A 15,423-nucleotide genomic window follows, 5' to 3' on the forward strand; every position below is an offset into this window, starting at 1 on the left:
CGCCCGCTCCAGCAGTAAAGCCGCAGGTCAGCGACCTGCGGCTTTCGCATTGTCTGGACCAATCCGTCTCTGCCGTGCCAGATCCGTGCCAGAGCTCGATCGGTCCGGTGCGAGTGCCGACTCGCTGCCGGGCTTTCGGGGGCGTGAGTGGCAATCGGCGACGCCAAGATCTCGGGCGGAGAGTGGGTGGCCCTGGGGCGCCGGCGACGATCATGGTGGCATCGGTCAGCAGCTCGTCATCGCCGAGGGTGCTCGGCGGCCGCAGTGGCCGAGTGTTCTGATCGGCGCCCGGGGTCGGGGCGGGGTGCCCGGCGAAGTGTTCCGGTTCGCATCGGCGGGCCGGGGTCGGAGCGATACCCCTCGAAGCTTCCAGTCGTTTCGGATCTCGTGGTCCGTCCTGGCCGAACTGCGGCATTGCGAAAGCCGCTGGAAATCACGGGTTGGCGGGGTCTGTGGCTTCCGCGGACAGGAGCCTGGCAAGGGAATCTCATCCGCAGTCGTCATCATGGCGGTCTCAAATTCTCCGCAGTTTGAGATTTTCCAGCTGCGGTTGAGTCGATCAGGTGCTCCCGTAACCGCAGTTGACCATCTGGCGGACCGTCAACTAGCGTGCTGCGGAACGGCGAGACGTCAGAGGGGCGTGCTCGCGTAGGGGAGGGAACCCGTGTCCATCACCACGTTCACGAAGCCGGTCACCACCGGCTTCCCCATCCAGCTCTCGGTCGTCCGCGAGGGCGTCATGGTGAACGCCGTCATCGACGGTGAGAACCTGCTCTACCTCGTCAATGACCCGGCGAAGGTGGAGGAGGACGCCAAGCGTGCCGTGAAGGCCGGCTACGAGATCGACCCTTACGCCCGCTTGCGCGCCGAGGTGCAGCGGCCCATAGGTACGGCAGGCAGCAAGAAGGCCAAGAACGTCGGCGAGTACGCGGACTACATTGCAGCCGGCCTGCGGGGGGACTTCGACAGTGCGTGGTCGGTGCCGCAGATCACCCTTTGGTCCCCGCGCCCGCTGAGCCGGGACGAGAACGGTATGTGGCACCTGCCGATCCGTGACGGCCTCATCGCCCTCGACGCCGAGACCCAGGTCACGGCGCTGCACCGGATCAAGAAGAACCCGGCGGCGTACGACCTGGAGGACTTCGACTTCGGGGAGCTGAAGCTCTCCATCGAGATCTTCCACGGCATCAGCGTCATGGCCGCCCGGCAGATCTTCCACGACCGCAACCTCAAGGGTGTTCCGGTCGACAAGTCCCTGGCCATGTCCATGGACGGCCGCGACTTCGGCACCACGGTCACGCGCAAGCTGATGGAGTCGTTGACCGTGCCCTTCGGTGAGGGCACGGCTCCGCTGTCCAGTCTGATCCTCACCGGCAAGCGCCAGGTGTCGGACAAGGCCGCGGAGTGGATGACGATGTCTGTCCTGAGGACGCTCATTTCCACGGCCATGCTCGGCAAGGCCGGTATCCATGCCGCCTCGACCGGCATCGAGTACGAGGACATTCCCACCGACAGCAACAACAGCCGCCCCGACCAGGCCGTCGTCCAGCGCGAGCTCATGGAGACGGTCGGCGACTTCCTGCAGCAGAACGCCGAGCTGTTCCACGCCAAGACCGCCATCACCGCTCCCGCCGTCGTGGCCGGCCTCGGTGCGACCATGAACCGCACCATGTCCTGGTCCACCGACCCGATGCCCGAGGGCGTCACCCTGGATGCCCTCCTGGAGGACGTCCAGTGGGAGCGCGAGGCGAAGTACTGGAGCGGCGTCGCCGCCAAGCTGACGCACACGGGCAAGGTCAGCTGGGCCGGTGGTGCCCGCGACTCCGGCCACAAGGTCTATGAGGCGCTGAACAACCCGGACAGCGAAACCGGCATGCAGATCCGCGGTCGTTTCTAGCTTGCAGGTGGTGGCGGCTCCTCCCCAATCATGGTGGGGAAGGAGCCGCTTGGCGTCTTCGCAGCTTCTCTGCGGATCGGCGGCCGGTACGGGGGTTCGTGGGCGACTCCAGCGATGCCGGGGACCACGATGTGCGGCTCGGGCAGCATGGGATCACCTTCCCGGGCTGTGCCCGCCATCGGACTCAGCGGCTCCGTCCGTTTCCAGCCCGTCGATCGGTGCCCACTCGTGTTCCAGGATCGAGTAGGTGATCGAGTCACGCCAGGCGCCGTGGACGAAGACGTGGTCGCGGATGCGACCGTCCTCGGTCATGCCGGCGCGGAGCAGGGTGCGTTCGGAGGCCTCGTTGAGCGGTGAGCGGGCGGCCCAGATGCGGTGCAGGCCGAGGGCGTTGAAGCCGAGGGCGCAGAGCAGGTGAACGGTCTCCGTGCCGAGGCCCTTGCCCCACTCGGCCGGGTGGAGGGCGAAGCCGATGGTGGCGGCCTGCTGCGGCTCGGTGGCCAGGCGCGCGTAGCCGATCAGCTGGTGCTCACCGCGTCGGGTCACGGCCAGGCAGTACTCGGTACGCGGGGTGACGTGCGCGGAGTCGATGGAGCGGGCGGTGATCGCTTCGACCTGCTCGCGGGTGCGGGGTTCGAAGCTGAGGTGCCGGGTGGCCTCGGGATCGCCGTAGATGGCCAGGAGGTCGTCGGTGTCCTCGGGTTCGACTTCGCGCAGTGCCAGGTTGGGGCCGGTCAGGCGGAGTGGGGTCATGGCTGCGGAGCCTATCCGCGGGGTCACCGGACGAGGGCCGAGGTGGGGGTGGTGGTGAAGGCCTCGATCTCCTGGCGCAGACTGGCCGCCGCGCCACCACTGCTGCGTCGACCGGCGCCGTGCAGGGCGGCGTGGACGCGTTGGGCGCTGCTGACGATGCCGAAGTTCCGTTGTTCGACGGGGAGGTCGAGCACGGGGCGGACGGCTTCGGCGGCGCCCTCGATCTCGCCGCGGGCGATGCGGGCGAGGGCGAGGTCGGTCTGGGCGCCGGCCTGGTCGCCGAAGGCCCACTCGTCCTCGGTGGCGTTGCGGTAGGCGGAGACGGCGGCTTCGGACTGGCTCTCGCCGAGGGCCGCGTCTTCCCCGAGCTGCACGGTGGCCTCGGCGACGTAGTAGAGCTGGCGCGGCAGCGGGAAGGTCATGATGCCGCCGAAGGCGTCGAGGTCGTCGGGTTCGACGGTCGCGCGGGCCTCCTCGGCCTGCCGGATGGCGGTGCGGGTGGCCTCGCCGTCGCCGAGGAGGGAGTGAGCGCGGGCGGAGAGGCAGGCCAGCCAGACGCTGGTGGTGCCGCGGACGTCGCCGATGGCGCCCTGTCCGAGGGCGGCGTAGTCGGCGGCCTCGCCGGGGCGGCCGGCCCAGTAGGAGATCAGCGACTGGAGCGAGCGGACCCAGGCACGCATGGCGTGGTGGTCGGCGTTGTCGGCACAGACGAAGGCTGTGCGGGCCTGCATCATGGCGGCGCTCGGGTTGCCCAGGTCGTGGCTGGCCTTGGCGAGCATGCCGGAGGTGATCCCGGCGAGCAGGTACAGCTCCCGGGCCTGCGACGGCTTGGCCCGTCCGTGTTCCAGCAGTTGGAAGGTGAGGTCCTGGACCTCGACCAGGTCGCCGAGCAGGGTCGGCAGTGCCAGCTTCGGGTAGGCGACGGTCAGCCGCCGTACCTCGTCGTTGATCTGGCCCAGGGTCTCCGAGCCGATGCTGCTGCCCTCCGCCATCGCGGTGAATCGAAGTGCACGACGAGCCGCCATCGTGACCTGCCTTTCCAATTCCGTGGTGCCCGCGTCGAAGCGGGGCTCGCTGCTGAACGGGCCACCGACAGGCAGTGCCGCTGCCTGCTCGGGTGGGAGGAGGACAGGGACCGACCGTGGTGGCGGGACGGCGAACGAGGCGGTGGTGGCGGGCACGGATACGGGGCCGGCCGGTGCGGGCGCGAGGAGTTGGTCCACGCCGACGCCGAACATGGCCTCCAGCACCCGGCACTGGTCCGGGTAGGGGCGGGTCTTCACCGCGCCGCCGTACCAGCGCTCGAACTGCCGCTTGGAGACCGACAAGCCCCGAAGTCGGGGGTCGCGCTCCTGCTCGGCGGCCGAGTTCGCCGTCGCCTCGAACCGGAGACGGAAGGTCTCGTAGACCTGCCAGTGTCGCTGAAGCGTCAAAACCCTTAGGAGTGTGGGAGTTTCAGCCACCGCGGATCATCTCCGTCCCCGTTCGTCTGTTCTGACGATAGCCATGGTCGCTCGACAGGAAACCCGTTCGAGGTCGTCTCAGCCCAGATGGCGGCGGCCGTGACGGCAGTCATGACGCGTACCGACATGGTTCGCCTTTCGGGACGGCGGGACGGTGACGGCAGCCGCGTCGTATCGATGCCGCACCCGGCGCCGCCATCCTGAACGCCACCTTGCTGTCCGTGCATCGCCGACAGCGAAGCGTGAGATCAAGGGCGCTGGGATCCGCGCCCGATCGACCCCATCCAGCACCACGTGCATTCCGGTTCGCCATGCCGCGAGCCGGCAACGGGAGGGAACCGATGGACAACACCCTGACCGCTCTGGCCGGGCAGATCGCCCAGCTGGACGCCGTGGACTCCGCCCACCTGGAGCGGATGCGCCACGAAGCCCTGACCGCTCAGGCCCCCTGGAAGGCGGAGTACGGCGCCTACCAGTCCGGCGGCTGGTGGACCACCTCGCTGATGAACGCCTCCGGTGACGCCGCCGACGTGACGATCGGAGACTGCGCGGCCCGGCCGACCGACCTGCTGGGCCGGATGCCGGCCACCGCCGCATTCCTGGCCGACCTCGGCCTGGACTTCATGTGGGTGCGGCTCGCCCGGCTGGAGGGCAACGCCTTCCTCTGGGAGCACCGCGACTACGACGACCTCGACCAGGTCGAGCGGCACCGGCTGCACGTCCCGCTGCACACCAACAGGTCCGCCTTCCTGGTCACCGGCGGCACCAAGGTGCACATGACGGGCGGGCGGATCTGGCGGCTGACGCCGACGTACGCCCACGGGGTGTGCAACCTGCTCGGCCCGGACCGGATCCACCTGATCGCCGACGTGTACGCCGACGACGCCTACCGCCACCTGGCCCGCCGTCCCGCGCTCAGCCCGGTGGTCGCGGAGCCGCTGCCCGTCGCCGACCAGACGGTCCTGGCCGCGCGACTGGAGAGCGCCCGCAACATGGCCGCCCTCGGCTACACGGAGGCGGCCGAGCGGATGCTGCTGCGGCTCTTCTACACCTACGCCCTGCCGGAGGGCACGGTCTACGACCTGATCGCCGAACTGCACACCTCCCTCGGCGACATGGAGGCCGCGACGCGCTGGGAGACCGCCAAGCGCCGCCTGCTCGCCATCCCCGCCTGATCCCAGCCCGCACCTACGCCCGGAAGGAAGAAGCGCATGCCCACCCTGCAACTGGCGGCGATCACCCAGGCCAACCGGCCCGCGCAGCTGCCGCTGCTGTCGAAGCTCGCCGACATCCTGGCCACCTCCCCGGCGGTGACCCACCTGATGGTCCGCGGGTCGCTGGCCCACGGCACCGCCGACCGCCTGTCCGACGTCGACTTCGTCGCCGGCGTCCACGACGCCCGGTTCCCGTCGTTCGTCGAGGCCCTGGACACCCTGATGCCGGTCGAGGCCGGCGCCCTGCTGCCTGGCTGGCGCGACACGATCGTCGCCGACCTCGGCGGCGTCGGGATGGTCTTCCTGGTCCCGGACGAGGGCAAGCTCCACCAGATCGACCTCTACGTCGCGCCGGCCTCCCGGATCCCGCGACTGCGGGAGACGGTCAGCACCGCCGTCCTCCTCGACCGCCGGCCCGGACCGGTCACCGCGCCGGACGTCGCGGCGGCCGAGAGCTTCGCCGCCGCCTTCCTCGCCCGGCCGCGTTCCTGCGCCGAGCTGCTGATCGAACACCTGGTGCTGGCCGTTCTCCTGCACAAGCGGATCAAGCGCGGCCAGCGGTTCGTGGCGTACTCCGAGTGGCACCGCCTGCACACGGCCACGAAGGACCTGATCAAGACCGCCCTGGCCCCCGCCTCGCGGTTCTGGGGCTGGTACCAGCTGCGCGAGGAGATCGCCGTCACCCCGATCGGCCGCGCCTGCCTGGGCGACCTGGACGCCGCGATCAGCGGCCCGGCCATCCCGGAGGCGGCCGACGTCACCGAGGCGATCGAGCGGGTGCTCGCCCTGGCCGAGCGGGCCTGCCCGCAGGCGCTCGACGGCCTGCACGACGCCGTCGCCGCCTACCGCACCTACCAGGAGCTGGTGTGAACGCACTCCACCTCGCGGGCCCGGCCGCCAGCCGGGCCCGCGAGGGCCTGACCGCCGTCTTCTTCGGCGGCGTCGTCCCCGCCTCCGCCCAGGAGGAGGCGCTGGCCGAGGAGATCGGCCGGTCCCTCGCCCAGGCCGGCTACCAGCTCCTGCACGGCGGCTACAACGGGCTGATGGAGGCCGCCGCCCGCGGGGCCGGAGACCAGGGAGCCACGGTCACCGCCGTCACGCTGACCGGCAAGCACGACGAGTGGGGCGCGTTCAACCCCCACACCACCCTGTCCGTCCACCTGCCCGACCCCGGCGCCCGCCTCAACCACTACCTGGAGAACGCCGACCTGGTCGTCGCCATGGGCGGCGGAGTCGGCACCCTCCACGAGCTGACCGCCGCCCTCTACTACGCGACCACCATCCGGCCCGTGCCGGTCTGTCTCGCGGGCGCGTCGGCCCTGCGCCTGCTCGCCTTCCTGTGCGAGGAGCGGTGGCTGTACGAGACCCCGACCCGGCCGCTCGGCTTCCTCGCCACCGTCGAGTCCGCCGACGCCTTCCGCGCCCACCTGGCCTCGCTCGGCACCACCTCGATCGGAGGAGCATGACCACCCGCACCCCGTCGGTTGGCCTCGCCTCCCGACTCGCCGAAACCGCGTGCGTCAACGCCCCGTTCAAGCTCGCCGACGGCGGCCGACTCGACGCGTACTTCGACGAGTACCGGCTCGCCTCCGACCCCGTGCTCCTGCGCGACACCGCCACCGCCATGGCCGACCTCGTCCCCGACGACGCCCAGGTGCTCGCCGGCATCGAACTCGGCGGCGTCCCCCTCGTCGTGGCGCTGTCCGCCGCCACCGGCCTGCCCGCCGTCTTCGTGCGCCGCAAGCCCAAGAGCTACGGGTCGTTCCACCAGGTCGAGGGCCTTCCCATCGACGGCCGCCGCATCGTCCTGGTCGACGACGTGGTCCGCTCCGGCGGCCAACTGCTCCACATGGCAAGGATCCTGCGGATGGTGGGCGGACCGGTCACCCACGCGCTGTGTGTCCTGGAGCGCCCGCTCGGCGGCCGGACGCTGCTGGCCGAGCACCGCGTCACGCTGCGCTCGCTGTTCACCGAGGCCGACCTGCCGTCACCCCGGGCGGGCGGTGCCGCGTGAAGCGAGCTGTGCTCTTCGATCTCGACGGCGTCCTCGTCGACAGCCGGGACGCCCAACTCGCCACCCTGGCAGGCTATGCGACCGCCGCGCTCGGCAGGCGGGTGACCGTCGCCGATCTCCCGGCCGGCGCCGCGACCACCCCGCGCGAGTACGTCCTGTCCGACCTCGGACTGGACGGATCGATCAACGAGGAAGGCTGGGCCGCGGCGAGCGCCACGGCCACCCTGACCGCCGAGGTGTTTCCGTACGTCGCCGAGACCCTTGCGGCGCTCCGCGAGGCCGGAGTCGGCACAGGTGTCGTCACCCTGCGAAGCCGCGAACGGGTCAACTGGCTGCTGCCACAGGACATCCTCGACCAGCTGGACACCGTCGTCTGCTACGAGGACGCCCAGCCCAAACCCGCCCCCGACGGCGTCCTGCTCGCCCTCGACCGGCTCGACGTTCCTCCGAGGGCGGGCATCTTCGTCGGCGACACCGAGACCGACATCCACGCCGCCCACGCCGCGGGCGTCACCGCCGTCGGCGCAGGCTGGGGCTTCGCCGGCCCCGAAGCCCTCACCCGGGCGGGAGCCCACCTCGTGATGCCCCGCGCCGACCACGCCGCCTTCGTCCTGCCCCTCCTGGTCGGCATCGGCCGTCAGGAGGACAACTCCAAGCGATCTTGACCCCGGAGCCGCTACTGTTGGTGGCGCAGTCGCAGCGGACCGTTGCGTCCGTTGTCGGCTGCGCCACCTCAGAGCGACGGATACCGGAGTCATGGTCTACACCGTGGGGGCGCGAGCTATCTGCGCCGAGCTGGAGAACTGAGAACCACTCAGTCCTCGTTCTCGGCCCGGCTCGGCGTGTGATCACCCCCCACCTCTCCGCGACTCTTCCGTGAGGGCCCTACCGCCATGCGCTCGACGCAGATCCGCTCCACCTTCCTGGACTTCTTCACCTCACGCGGCCACCGCCACGTCCCGTCCAGCCCGCTCATCCCCTCCGACCCGACCCTGCTGCTGGCCAACGCCGGCATGAACCAGTTCAAGCCCTACTTCCTGGGCGAGGTCACCCCGGAGTACCCCCGCGCCACCACCATCCAGAAGTGCGCCCGCACCTCCGACATCGACAACGTCGGCCGCACCAACCGGCACGCCACGTTCTTCGAGATGATGGGCAACTTCTCCTTCGGCGACTACTTCAAGGCCGACGCCATCGCTTACGCCTGGGAACTCCTCACCCAGGGCTACAACCTGGAGGAGGACCGCCTCTGGATCACCGTCCACCAGAGCGACGACGAGGCCGAACAGCTCTGGCGCAAGATCGGCGTCCCCGCCGAACGCATCCAGCGCCTCAGCGCGGACAACTTCTGGGACATGGGCGTCCCCGGCCCCTGCGGCCCCTCCTCCGAACTCAACTACGACCGGGGCCCGGCCTTCGGGCGCGAGGGCGGACCGGCCGTCGACGGCGAACGGTACGTCGAGATCTGGAACCTCGTCTTCATGCAGTCCATGCGCGGCGAGGACGACGACAACGGCACCTTCCCGATCCTCGGCGACCTCGCCCAGCAGAGCATCGACACCGGCCTCGGCCTCGACCGTCTCGCCGCGATCCTTCAGGACGTCGAGAACGTCTGCGGCACCGACCTGCTCCTGCCCACCCTGACCACCGTTCAGGAACTCGCCGGCCGCGACTACCCGGGCAGCGGTTCCGGTGGTGAGGAGAAGGTCTCGTTCCAGGTCGTCTCGGAGCACGCCCGCTCCATCGCCTACCTCATCGCGGACGGCGTGCTGCCCGCCAAGGACGGCCGCGGCTACGTCCTGCGCCGCCTGATGCGCCGGGCGATCCGCCACGCCCGCATGCTCGGCATCGACCAGCCCGTCCTCGCCCCGGCCACCGCCAGCGTCATCGCCAACCTCGGCGACGTCTGGCCCGAACTGGTGGGCCAGGCAAGCCTCATCGAGCAGGTCGTCACCGCCGAAGAGGAATCCTTCACCCGCACCCTCACCCAGGGCACCCGGCTGCTCAACGCCGCCATCACCCGCAGCCGCGACAGCCGCTCCACCACCCTCACCGGAGACACCGCCTTCGAACTGCACGACACCTACGGCTTCCCCGTCGAGCTGACCATCGAGGCCGCCCGCGACGCCGGTCTGACCGTCGACGAGGACCGCTTCACCGCCCTGCTCGCCGAACAGCAGAAGCGCGCCAAGGCCGGCGGCAAGGCCAAGACCGCCGAGGCCCTGCGCCGCCAGGACACCTACCGGGAGCTGTCCTCCCGCCACGGCCGCACCGACTTCACCGGCTACGACCGCCTCGACACCGAAGCCACCGTCCTCGGCCTCATCTCCGACGGCACCGTCGTGCCCGGCGCCGACCAGGGCAGCACGCTCGAACTGGTCCTGGACCGCAGCCCGTTCTACGCCGAGTCCGGCGGCCAGGTCGGCGACACCGGCACCATCCGCACGTCCTCGGGCGCGCTCCTGGAGGTCCTGGACACCAGGCTCGGCCTAGAGGGCTTCCACGTCCACACCGTCCGCATCCGCGAAGGCGAGATCCGCAGCGGCGAGCAGGCCGAGGCCCTCGTCGACGGCCCGCGCCGCGACGCTGTTGCCCGCTCCCACTCCGCCACCCACGTCCTGCACGCCATGCTCCGCCGCACCCTCGGCGACCACGCCCGCCAGCACGGCTCCCTCGTCGACGCCGGCCGCCTGCGCTTCGACTTCGCCCACTTCTCCGCCGTCGACCCCACCCAGCTCGCCGCCATCCAGGCCCTCGTCAACGACCACCTCCTCGACGACCCCGAAGTCCGCATCTGGCACGCCACCCGCTCCGAAGCCGAGGCCGCCGGAGCCACCGCCCTGTTCGGCGAGAAGTACGGCGACCACGTCCGCATCGTCGACATCGGCGACTTCTCCCGCGAACTCTGCGGCGGAACCCACGTCCCCCACGGCTCCAACGCCGGCCCCGTCCGCATCCTCGGCGAAGCCTCCATCGGCTCCAACCTCCGCCGCATCGAAGCCCTCACCGGCCGCGACGCCCTCACCTACCACGACACCGAACGCCGCCTCCTCGAAGAACTCTCCGCCCTCCTCGGAACCCGCCCTCAGGACGCCCCAGACACCCTCCGCAAGCGCCTCGACGCCCTCACCACCGCCCAACAGGAACTCGCCCGCCTCCGCGACGCCGAGCTGCACACTCGCGCCCAGCAACTCGCCGCCATCGCCCGCACCGTCCCCGGCGGCCGGATCGTCGCCGAGAAGGTCACCGGCCTGGTCCCCGACGAACTCCGCGCCCTTGCCGCTAACACCGCCGACCTCCTGGGCAGCGACCACGCCGTCGTCGTCCTCGGCACCGAGCACGGCGGCAAGGCCCTTCTCGCCGCCGCCATCACCCGCAGCATTCTCACTGCTGGCACTCAGGCCAGTCAGCTTCTCGCCTCCGCCGCCCGCACCGTCGGCGGCGGAGCCGGTGGCAAGGGCCCAGTTGCCAGTGCCGGCGGACGCCGCCCCGAGGCCCTCGACGAGGCCCTCACCATCGCCGCGCAGGACGCTGCCCGAGCCCTCGACCAGTAGCGTCGGCCGCCAGCGAGTGTGGTCGGTGCCTTCCAGTTGGGGAGGCGCCGACCGCACGTTTTCACCGTTCCCGGCCAGCTGCGGCAAGGTCTTTCAGCAGGACCACGCTCTCGTAGTTGGTCACGTCCCACCGCCACGTCCCAACGGGGACGTACCCCCGTCGGCGATACCAAGCGACCAGCTCAGTGGCCTCGGCCGACGTATCGATGACCGCTTCCGCGGCCCCGAGAGCGACGATGCGGTCCTCCGCCACGGTCAACAGCCGTTGTCCGAGGCCCGTCCCCTGACACGCGGGATCCACCGCGAGCTGCCAGAATGAGCCTGCATCGGCTGGTGCCGGATACCCCACGGGCACCGTGTACGGTGCCGCTACCGTCACCGACCCGACCAGCTCAGCGCCTTGGAAGGCGAGCCAGCACTCCCCCCTCCCCATCCGGGTAGCCGTGTCCTGCACGGACTGGTACGACGCGAAGAAGACCCTGCCAGCCGCTGCATGAGCGGCGTATGCGCGGTGCAGGAGCAGGGTGAGTTCCTCGGCTGAATCACCATCGGTGAATCGCCGTATCGAGATGTCTCTTTCAGGGCCAGCCGACCGGCCGTGAACGTTGCGCAAGATCACAACGAACAGTTTCGCTCCGATGCAGCTGGAGGGCCTCCGGGAACGCCTACCTGCCGGCCGGTGAGTGGTTGGCGCGTAGCGACGGGACACCAGCAGGGCATGGCCGCGAAGGCCTCCTGCACGTCCTCTCGCCGCTCCGTTCACCAGTCCAGGAAGTGTTCAGCGGGCAGGAATAGGTGGTCGCAGGGGTTGTTGTCGCTGCAGCTTAGACTCGCCTGGTCACAGAGAATCCGCTGTTCTCAACCTGCTAGATCGGAATTTCGAGCTCGACCAATTGGTATAGGTGGTCTCCATTTTTCGACCATTCGATCAGGATGTCGCGGTCGATCAGTTGAATACCGTATTCGGTGCCCCATTCGAGGGCGTCTCGCGTGAAGAAGCCGTTGGTCACGATGATCGAGTCTTTTGCCCCGTAGACTGTTTCGGATGTTCCTTTCACCTCGTACAGGACCCGACTGGGGACCTTGGCGCCGATGGTCGTATGCTTGCACTGGACTGCGATTGGCTGGCCATTGGCGCTGTGCGCCAGAATATCAACTGCTTGATCTCCGCGTCCTCCGATAACCTCGCCCGTTAGGCCATCGCGCACCATTAGCTGTAGAACTGCCCTCTCGAATTCGGCGGGCGAGAGTTTGTCGATTTCATCGATTGTTGGACTGTAGGAAGCCTTCCTCGCTGCTCGACCCGATTCTATTCCTGCAACCCAGGCTTCTCTTCTCTCCGCCTCCCGCTGGGCCTGAAGTAGGAGCATCTTCTGCCTTTCTTCCTTGAGTGACTGAACTTCTCGCTCATACTGCTTCAGCTGGCGGCGATGAGAGTTGGCGACAATGATCTCGACCGGAAGTGCCAGCAAGAGGCCAATGGTTAGGGCAATGGATATGTCCTGGATTCTCATGAATCCGTCACCGGGGTCTGCTACTGCTGGCGGAAAGCCTTTCGCCAGATTGTTAATGATGGGAAGTCCGAGGGAGCCAATTATTACTAGGAGAAGCTTCCAGGAGGTAACCTTGCGGTGTGGGAATTCTGGCTTCTTTAGCAAATTTCAACCGCCCTAATTGATTTGCCGAGTTGGCGTCGATGGGGCCTGATCCGGCGAGTGGTCGGTTCGGCGTGGGGACCTACTACTCATCCGAGCTCAGGGATCGTCTCCTTCGTTCTCTCGCGAATCCAACAAAGGAGACGAAGATGAACTTAACTCCGAGGGACGGACCAAATGCCCCGGCGAAGATCCATACCGTCCCCCACCAATCCCGCTGGTCGCCATGGTCCCAAACTGGAACGGAGAGGAAGTTTCCGGCGAAGAGTGCCAGCCATCGCCCCGTCTCCTTGGGGATCCGGCCGGCCCGGAACTCGAAATACATGGCTAGGGCGGCGAAGGAGATGAAAGTGTAGATATTCATCACCCAGGGGAGCGGACTTATGTCAGAGTATCTTTCGACGAATCTGATCTGGTAGGGCCATTCCCACGCCATGATGATTGCCAGGATCATCAGAGGAATGGCTCGTCGCACGTCTCGAGCCAGGGTGTCGATTTTTTCCTCGTGGCGGAGTGCAAAATCTGCAAACCCTTCGAAGAGGGGATTGGGTGCCGTTTCCGGATCCAAGCCCCTCCTTGCCCTGGCCGCCCCGCTAAAGCCCTCTTCTTGAGTTCTTCCGCGCACGCGCATCCCGGCGCTATCGACGTATGCTTCAACTTCGGCGGCGAATCCGCGCATGCTGTCGTTGGATAGCTTCGAATCTTCTGGGATCTGAATCCAGGAAGGGGCTTTAGGGGCCTTCCTCAACTTCTTGGTCAGGTTCGTCCAGAAAATCTCACCCGTGTCGGGATCGTAGACGAAGCCCAAAACCGGAATCCTGCTCTGCTTCCAGTCATCGAAGTGGTCGTCGATCGGGATGGCATAGCCGCGGGCGCGCTTGTATTTTTTTCCACTCTTGACTTGGACCGCGATGTAGTGGCCCGTTCGCTTGCCTCCGCGAGTGAGGTTCACGATGAGGTCTTCACCGTGGTCGTTGCCGCCATCAATTTCTTGCACGATGTGCTCGTGATCTTCAAGCAGGGTGCGAACGGCGTTGACGCCGGCCCGTTCGATGCGGCGGCTGGGACGAATGGTCGCCACGACTCTCTCCCCCTTACGCTCTGTTCGCCGCACCATACCGAAGGTCACTGACATGTCGGAGAGGTTTGCGGGGATCTGTGCAGGGTGGGCGGCTCGCGACCGACCGTCTGAGGTTGTGTCTGTGGGCTTCCTTCAAGTGGCCAAGGGGGCCCATCTGGCTGGCGATTGAGCTGAGGATCTGAGACGAGCCGGTGCCCGACTCGCGAGCTGGTCGGCAAGGGCGGCAGCGGGCCCCTGTCGGGGGCTGTGCCAGATCCGTGCCAGAACGGGTGGTGAACGGCGGGCAGTAGCGGTCTGCCTTGGGCGTCCGGCGGGCTGGTTGTGCTGGTATCAGTACAGGTCAGGAGCACTTTTCGGCTCGAAGGCCCAAAGATTCCCAAGCTTAGAGCGCGAGTTCGATTCTCGTCGCCCGCTCCATGTCGAAAGCCGCAGGTCACATGACCTGCGGCTTTCGTGTTGTCCGAGGTTGGTTGGGGGTGGCCGCCGGCGGGGTGGGCCTGCGGCCACCGGTGGGGTGGGGTGGTCAGTGGCGGTTGGTGAGGTCTTCGAGGGTGGGGACCAGGGCGGTCGGGGTGGGCAGGGCGGCGTTCCGGGCCTGGAGGCGGTGGGCCGCGTCGCGGAGGGCGGGGTCGGTGAGGAGGCGGGTGAGCAGGGCGGTGTCGACGGCGTCGGAGGTGGAGCTGAGGGCGGCGCCGGTGGCGGTGATGGCCTCCGCGTTGATGTAGTGGTCCGCGCCCTGCGGGAGGAGCAGCTGGGGCAGGCCGGCCTGGAGGGCGGTCTGCATGGTGCCGGAGCCGCCGTGGTGGATCAGGGCGTCGGCGCGGCTGAGCAGCTCGTTGAGCGGGACCCAGGGCAGGCCGCGGACGTTGGCGGGCAGGGTTCCGAGCGGGGAGAGGTCGGTGCCGCCGACCGCGAGCAGGAAGTCGGCGTCCACCTCGGCCGCCGCCTCGACCAGGCGGACCACCGCCCGGACGCCGTCCAGCTCGGCGAGCACGGTGCCCAGGGTGACGACCACGCGCGGGCGCTCGGCCGGGCGGAGGTACTCGCCCGGGACGATGCCACCGCCGTTGTACGGGATGTAGCGCATCGGCAGGCCGTCCGGGTCCCCGCCGAGGGGGCCGAGGTTGAGCACCGCGGTGGTGGCCGGGCCGGTCAGGCCGTACTCCTCGTACAGGTCGGGCACGTGCGAGGCCAGCCGCTCGGTCATCGGACGGCCGGAACTGACACCGAAGTTGTGGACCACCGACGGGATCTTGAGCCGCCCGGCGACCAGCGGGGGAGCGGCGTGGAAGGAGTCGTGGACGAGCAGGTCGGCGCCCCAGTCGGTGGCGGCGGCCAGCAGGCCGTCCACGCCGGGGCGGGAGGCGTGGGCGAAGACCTCGGCCGCCATGTCGAGGATCTCCTCCTGGGTCCTGCCCTCGTTGACGTACTCGACCCGGCCGCCGAGGTGCTCCTCGAAGATCTCCCGCAGGACCCGGCCGTCGCCGATCTCGACGATCGGGAAGCCCGCGGAGCGGAGGTGGTCGAACGGCTGCCCGCTGGCGAACAGCACCTCGTGCCCGGCGGCGCGCAGTGCCTGGGCGGTGGGCACCATCGGGAAGAGGTGGCCGGCCGCGGCGGGGCCGACGAAGAGTATGCGCATGGTGGACTCCTTGCGAATGTCGCTAACAAGGCAGTCTCACCTTTGAAGTTGACGTTCAGTCAATTTGATGTAGATCACTGTGCACGGTTATCGGCCTTTTTGGCGCATCGCTTGCGGCGCGGACGGAATCGTGCACCCACGCGCCGGGTC

At 68.6% G+C, this 15,423-nt stretch carries 13 protein-coding genes; 7 read left to right on the forward strand and 6 right to left on the reverse strand.

The window, feature by feature from the left end:
• Positions 1-664 precede the first annotated feature (664 nt).
• Entirely contained in the window at positions 665-1,897 is a 1,233-nt protein-coding gene (locus ACZ55U_RS02735) for a DNA sulfur modification protein DndB (RefSeq protein ID WP_465521640.1), read from the forward strand.
• A gap of 153 nt (positions 1,898-2,050) precedes the next feature.
• On the opposite strand, the gene ACZ55U_RS02740 is transcribed toward ACZ55U_RS02735, so the two are convergent.
• Both ACZ55U_RS02740 and ACZ55U_RS02745 read right to left on the reverse strand, forming a co-directional pair.
• On the reverse strand, positions 2,051-2,650 hold the full coding sequence (locus ACZ55U_RS02740) for a GNAT family N-acetyltransferase (protein ID WP_465521642.1): 600 nt from the start codon (positions 2,648-2,650) through the stop codon (positions 2,051-2,053).
• Between the two features lie 23 nt (positions 2,651-2,673).
• A complete protein-coding gene (locus ACZ55U_RS02745; protein ID WP_465521644.1) occupies positions 2,674-4,083 on the reverse strand; it encodes a hypothetical protein in 1,410 nt (469 codons plus the stop codon).
• Between the two features lie 371 nt (positions 4,084-4,454).
• Between ACZ55U_RS02745 and ACZ55U_RS02750 the strand changes: the two genes are divergently transcribed.
• The 6 genes from ACZ55U_RS02750 to alaS all read left to right on the forward strand — a co-directional run bounded on the left by ACZ55U_RS02750 (position 4,455) and on the right by alaS (position 10,895).
• Positions 4,455-5,288 carry an aspartyl/asparaginyl beta-hydroxylase domain-containing protein gene (locus tag ACZ55U_RS02750; protein WP_465521646.1) on the forward strand — a complete coding sequence of 278 codons (834 nt, stop codon included), beginning with the start codon at positions 4,455-4,457 and terminating at the stop codon, positions 5,286-5,288.
• A 36-nt stretch (positions 5,289-5,324) separates the two neighbouring features.
• Positions 5,325-6,197, forward strand: a complete 873-nt coding sequence (locus tag ACZ55U_RS02755) for a nucleotidyltransferase domain-containing protein (RefSeq protein ID WP_465521648.1) — start codon at positions 5,325-5,327, stop codon at positions 6,195-6,197.
• Positions 6,194-6,793: an SLOG cluster 4 domain-containing protein gene (locus ACZ55U_RS02760; protein WP_465521650.1), complete on the forward strand. Its 600-nt coding sequence runs from the start codon at positions 6,194-6,196 to the stop codon at positions 6,791-6,793. Before ACZ55U_RS02755 ends, ACZ55U_RS02760 begins: the two co-directional genes overlap by 4 nt.
• A complete protein-coding gene (locus tag ACZ55U_RS02765) occupies positions 6,790-7,341 on the forward strand; it encodes an orotate phosphoribosyltransferase (protein WP_465521652.1) in 552 nt (183 codons plus the stop codon). The genes ACZ55U_RS02760 and ACZ55U_RS02765 overlap by 4 nt, the downstream gene beginning before the upstream one ends.
• Complete coding sequence (locus tag ACZ55U_RS02770; RefSeq protein ID WP_465521654.1) at positions 7,338-8,006, forward strand: HAD family hydrolase; 669 nt, start codon at positions 7,338-7,340, stop codon at positions 8,004-8,006. Before ACZ55U_RS02765 ends, ACZ55U_RS02770 begins: the two co-directional genes overlap by 4 nt.
• Before the next feature lie 228 nt (positions 8,007-8,234).
• A complete protein-coding gene (gene alaS, locus ACZ55U_RS02775; RefSeq protein ID WP_465521656.1) occupies positions 8,235-10,895 on the forward strand; it encodes an alanine--tRNA ligase in 2,661 nt (886 codons plus the stop codon).
• A gap of 61 nt (positions 10,896-10,956) precedes the next feature.
• Here alaS and ACZ55U_RS02780 read toward each other — a convergent pair whose 3' ends face one another.
• The 4 genes from ACZ55U_RS02780 to ACZ55U_RS02795 form a co-directional block, all read right to left on the reverse strand.
• Positions 10,957-11,514 (reverse strand): GNAT family N-acetyltransferase, encoded by a 558-nt coding sequence (locus ACZ55U_RS02780; RefSeq protein WP_449808692.1) that lies wholly within the window; start codon positions 11,512-11,514, stop codon positions 10,957-10,959.
• 247 nt (positions 11,515-11,761) lie between these two features.
• A complete protein-coding gene (locus ACZ55U_RS02785) occupies positions 11,762-12,409 on the reverse strand; it encodes a restriction endonuclease (RefSeq protein ID WP_465521658.1) in 648 nt (215 codons plus the stop codon).
• Between the two features lie 226 nt (positions 12,410-12,635).
• Complete coding sequence (locus ACZ55U_RS02790) at positions 12,636-13,631, reverse strand: DUF4365 domain-containing protein (RefSeq protein WP_465521660.1); 996 nt, start codon at positions 13,629-13,631, stop codon at positions 12,636-12,638.
• 523 nt (positions 13,632-14,154) lie between these two features.
• The gene (locus tag ACZ55U_RS02795) at positions 14,155-15,273 is read right to left on the reverse strand and encodes a nucleotide disphospho-sugar-binding domain-containing protein (RefSeq protein ID WP_465521662.1); all 1,119 of its coding nucleotides are present in this window, start codon (positions 15,271-15,273) and stop codon (positions 14,155-14,157) included.
• Positions 15,274-15,423: the final 150 nt, after the last annotated feature.

It is taken from the genome of Kitasatospora sp. NPDC034533 (assembly GCF_055575155.1).

What these genes read in the sequence shown, in the direction of transcription:
- alaS (WP_465521656.1), top strand. Translation starts at nt 8,235, where the DNA reads ATGCGCTCGACGCAGATCCGCTCCACCTTCCTGGACTTCTTCACCTCA.
- ACZ55U_RS02740 (WP_465521642.1), bottom strand. Translation starts at nt 2,650, where the DNA reads ATGACCCCACTCCGCCTGACCGGCCCCAACCTGGCACTGCGCGAAGTC.
- ACZ55U_RS02785 (WP_465521658.1), bottom strand. Translation starts at nt 12,409, where the DNA reads ATGAGAATCCAGGACATATCCATTGCCCTAACCATTGGCCTCTTGCTG.
- ACZ55U_RS02755 (WP_465521648.1), top strand. Translation starts at nt 5,325, where the DNA reads ATGCCCACCCTGCAACTGGCGGCGATCACCCAGGCCAACCGGCCCGCG.
- ACZ55U_RS02795 (WP_465521662.1), bottom strand. Translation starts at nt 15,273, where the DNA reads ATGCGCATACTCTTCGTCGGCCCCGCCGCGGCCGGCCACCTCTTCCCG.
- ACZ55U_RS02750 (WP_465521646.1), top strand. Translation starts at nt 4,455, where the DNA reads ATGGACAACACCCTGACCGCTCTGGCCGGGCAGATCGCCCAGCTGGAC.
- ACZ55U_RS02765 (WP_465521652.1), top strand. Translation starts at nt 6,790, where the DNA reads ATGACCACCCGCACCCCGTCGGTTGGCCTCGCCTCCCGACTCGCCGAA.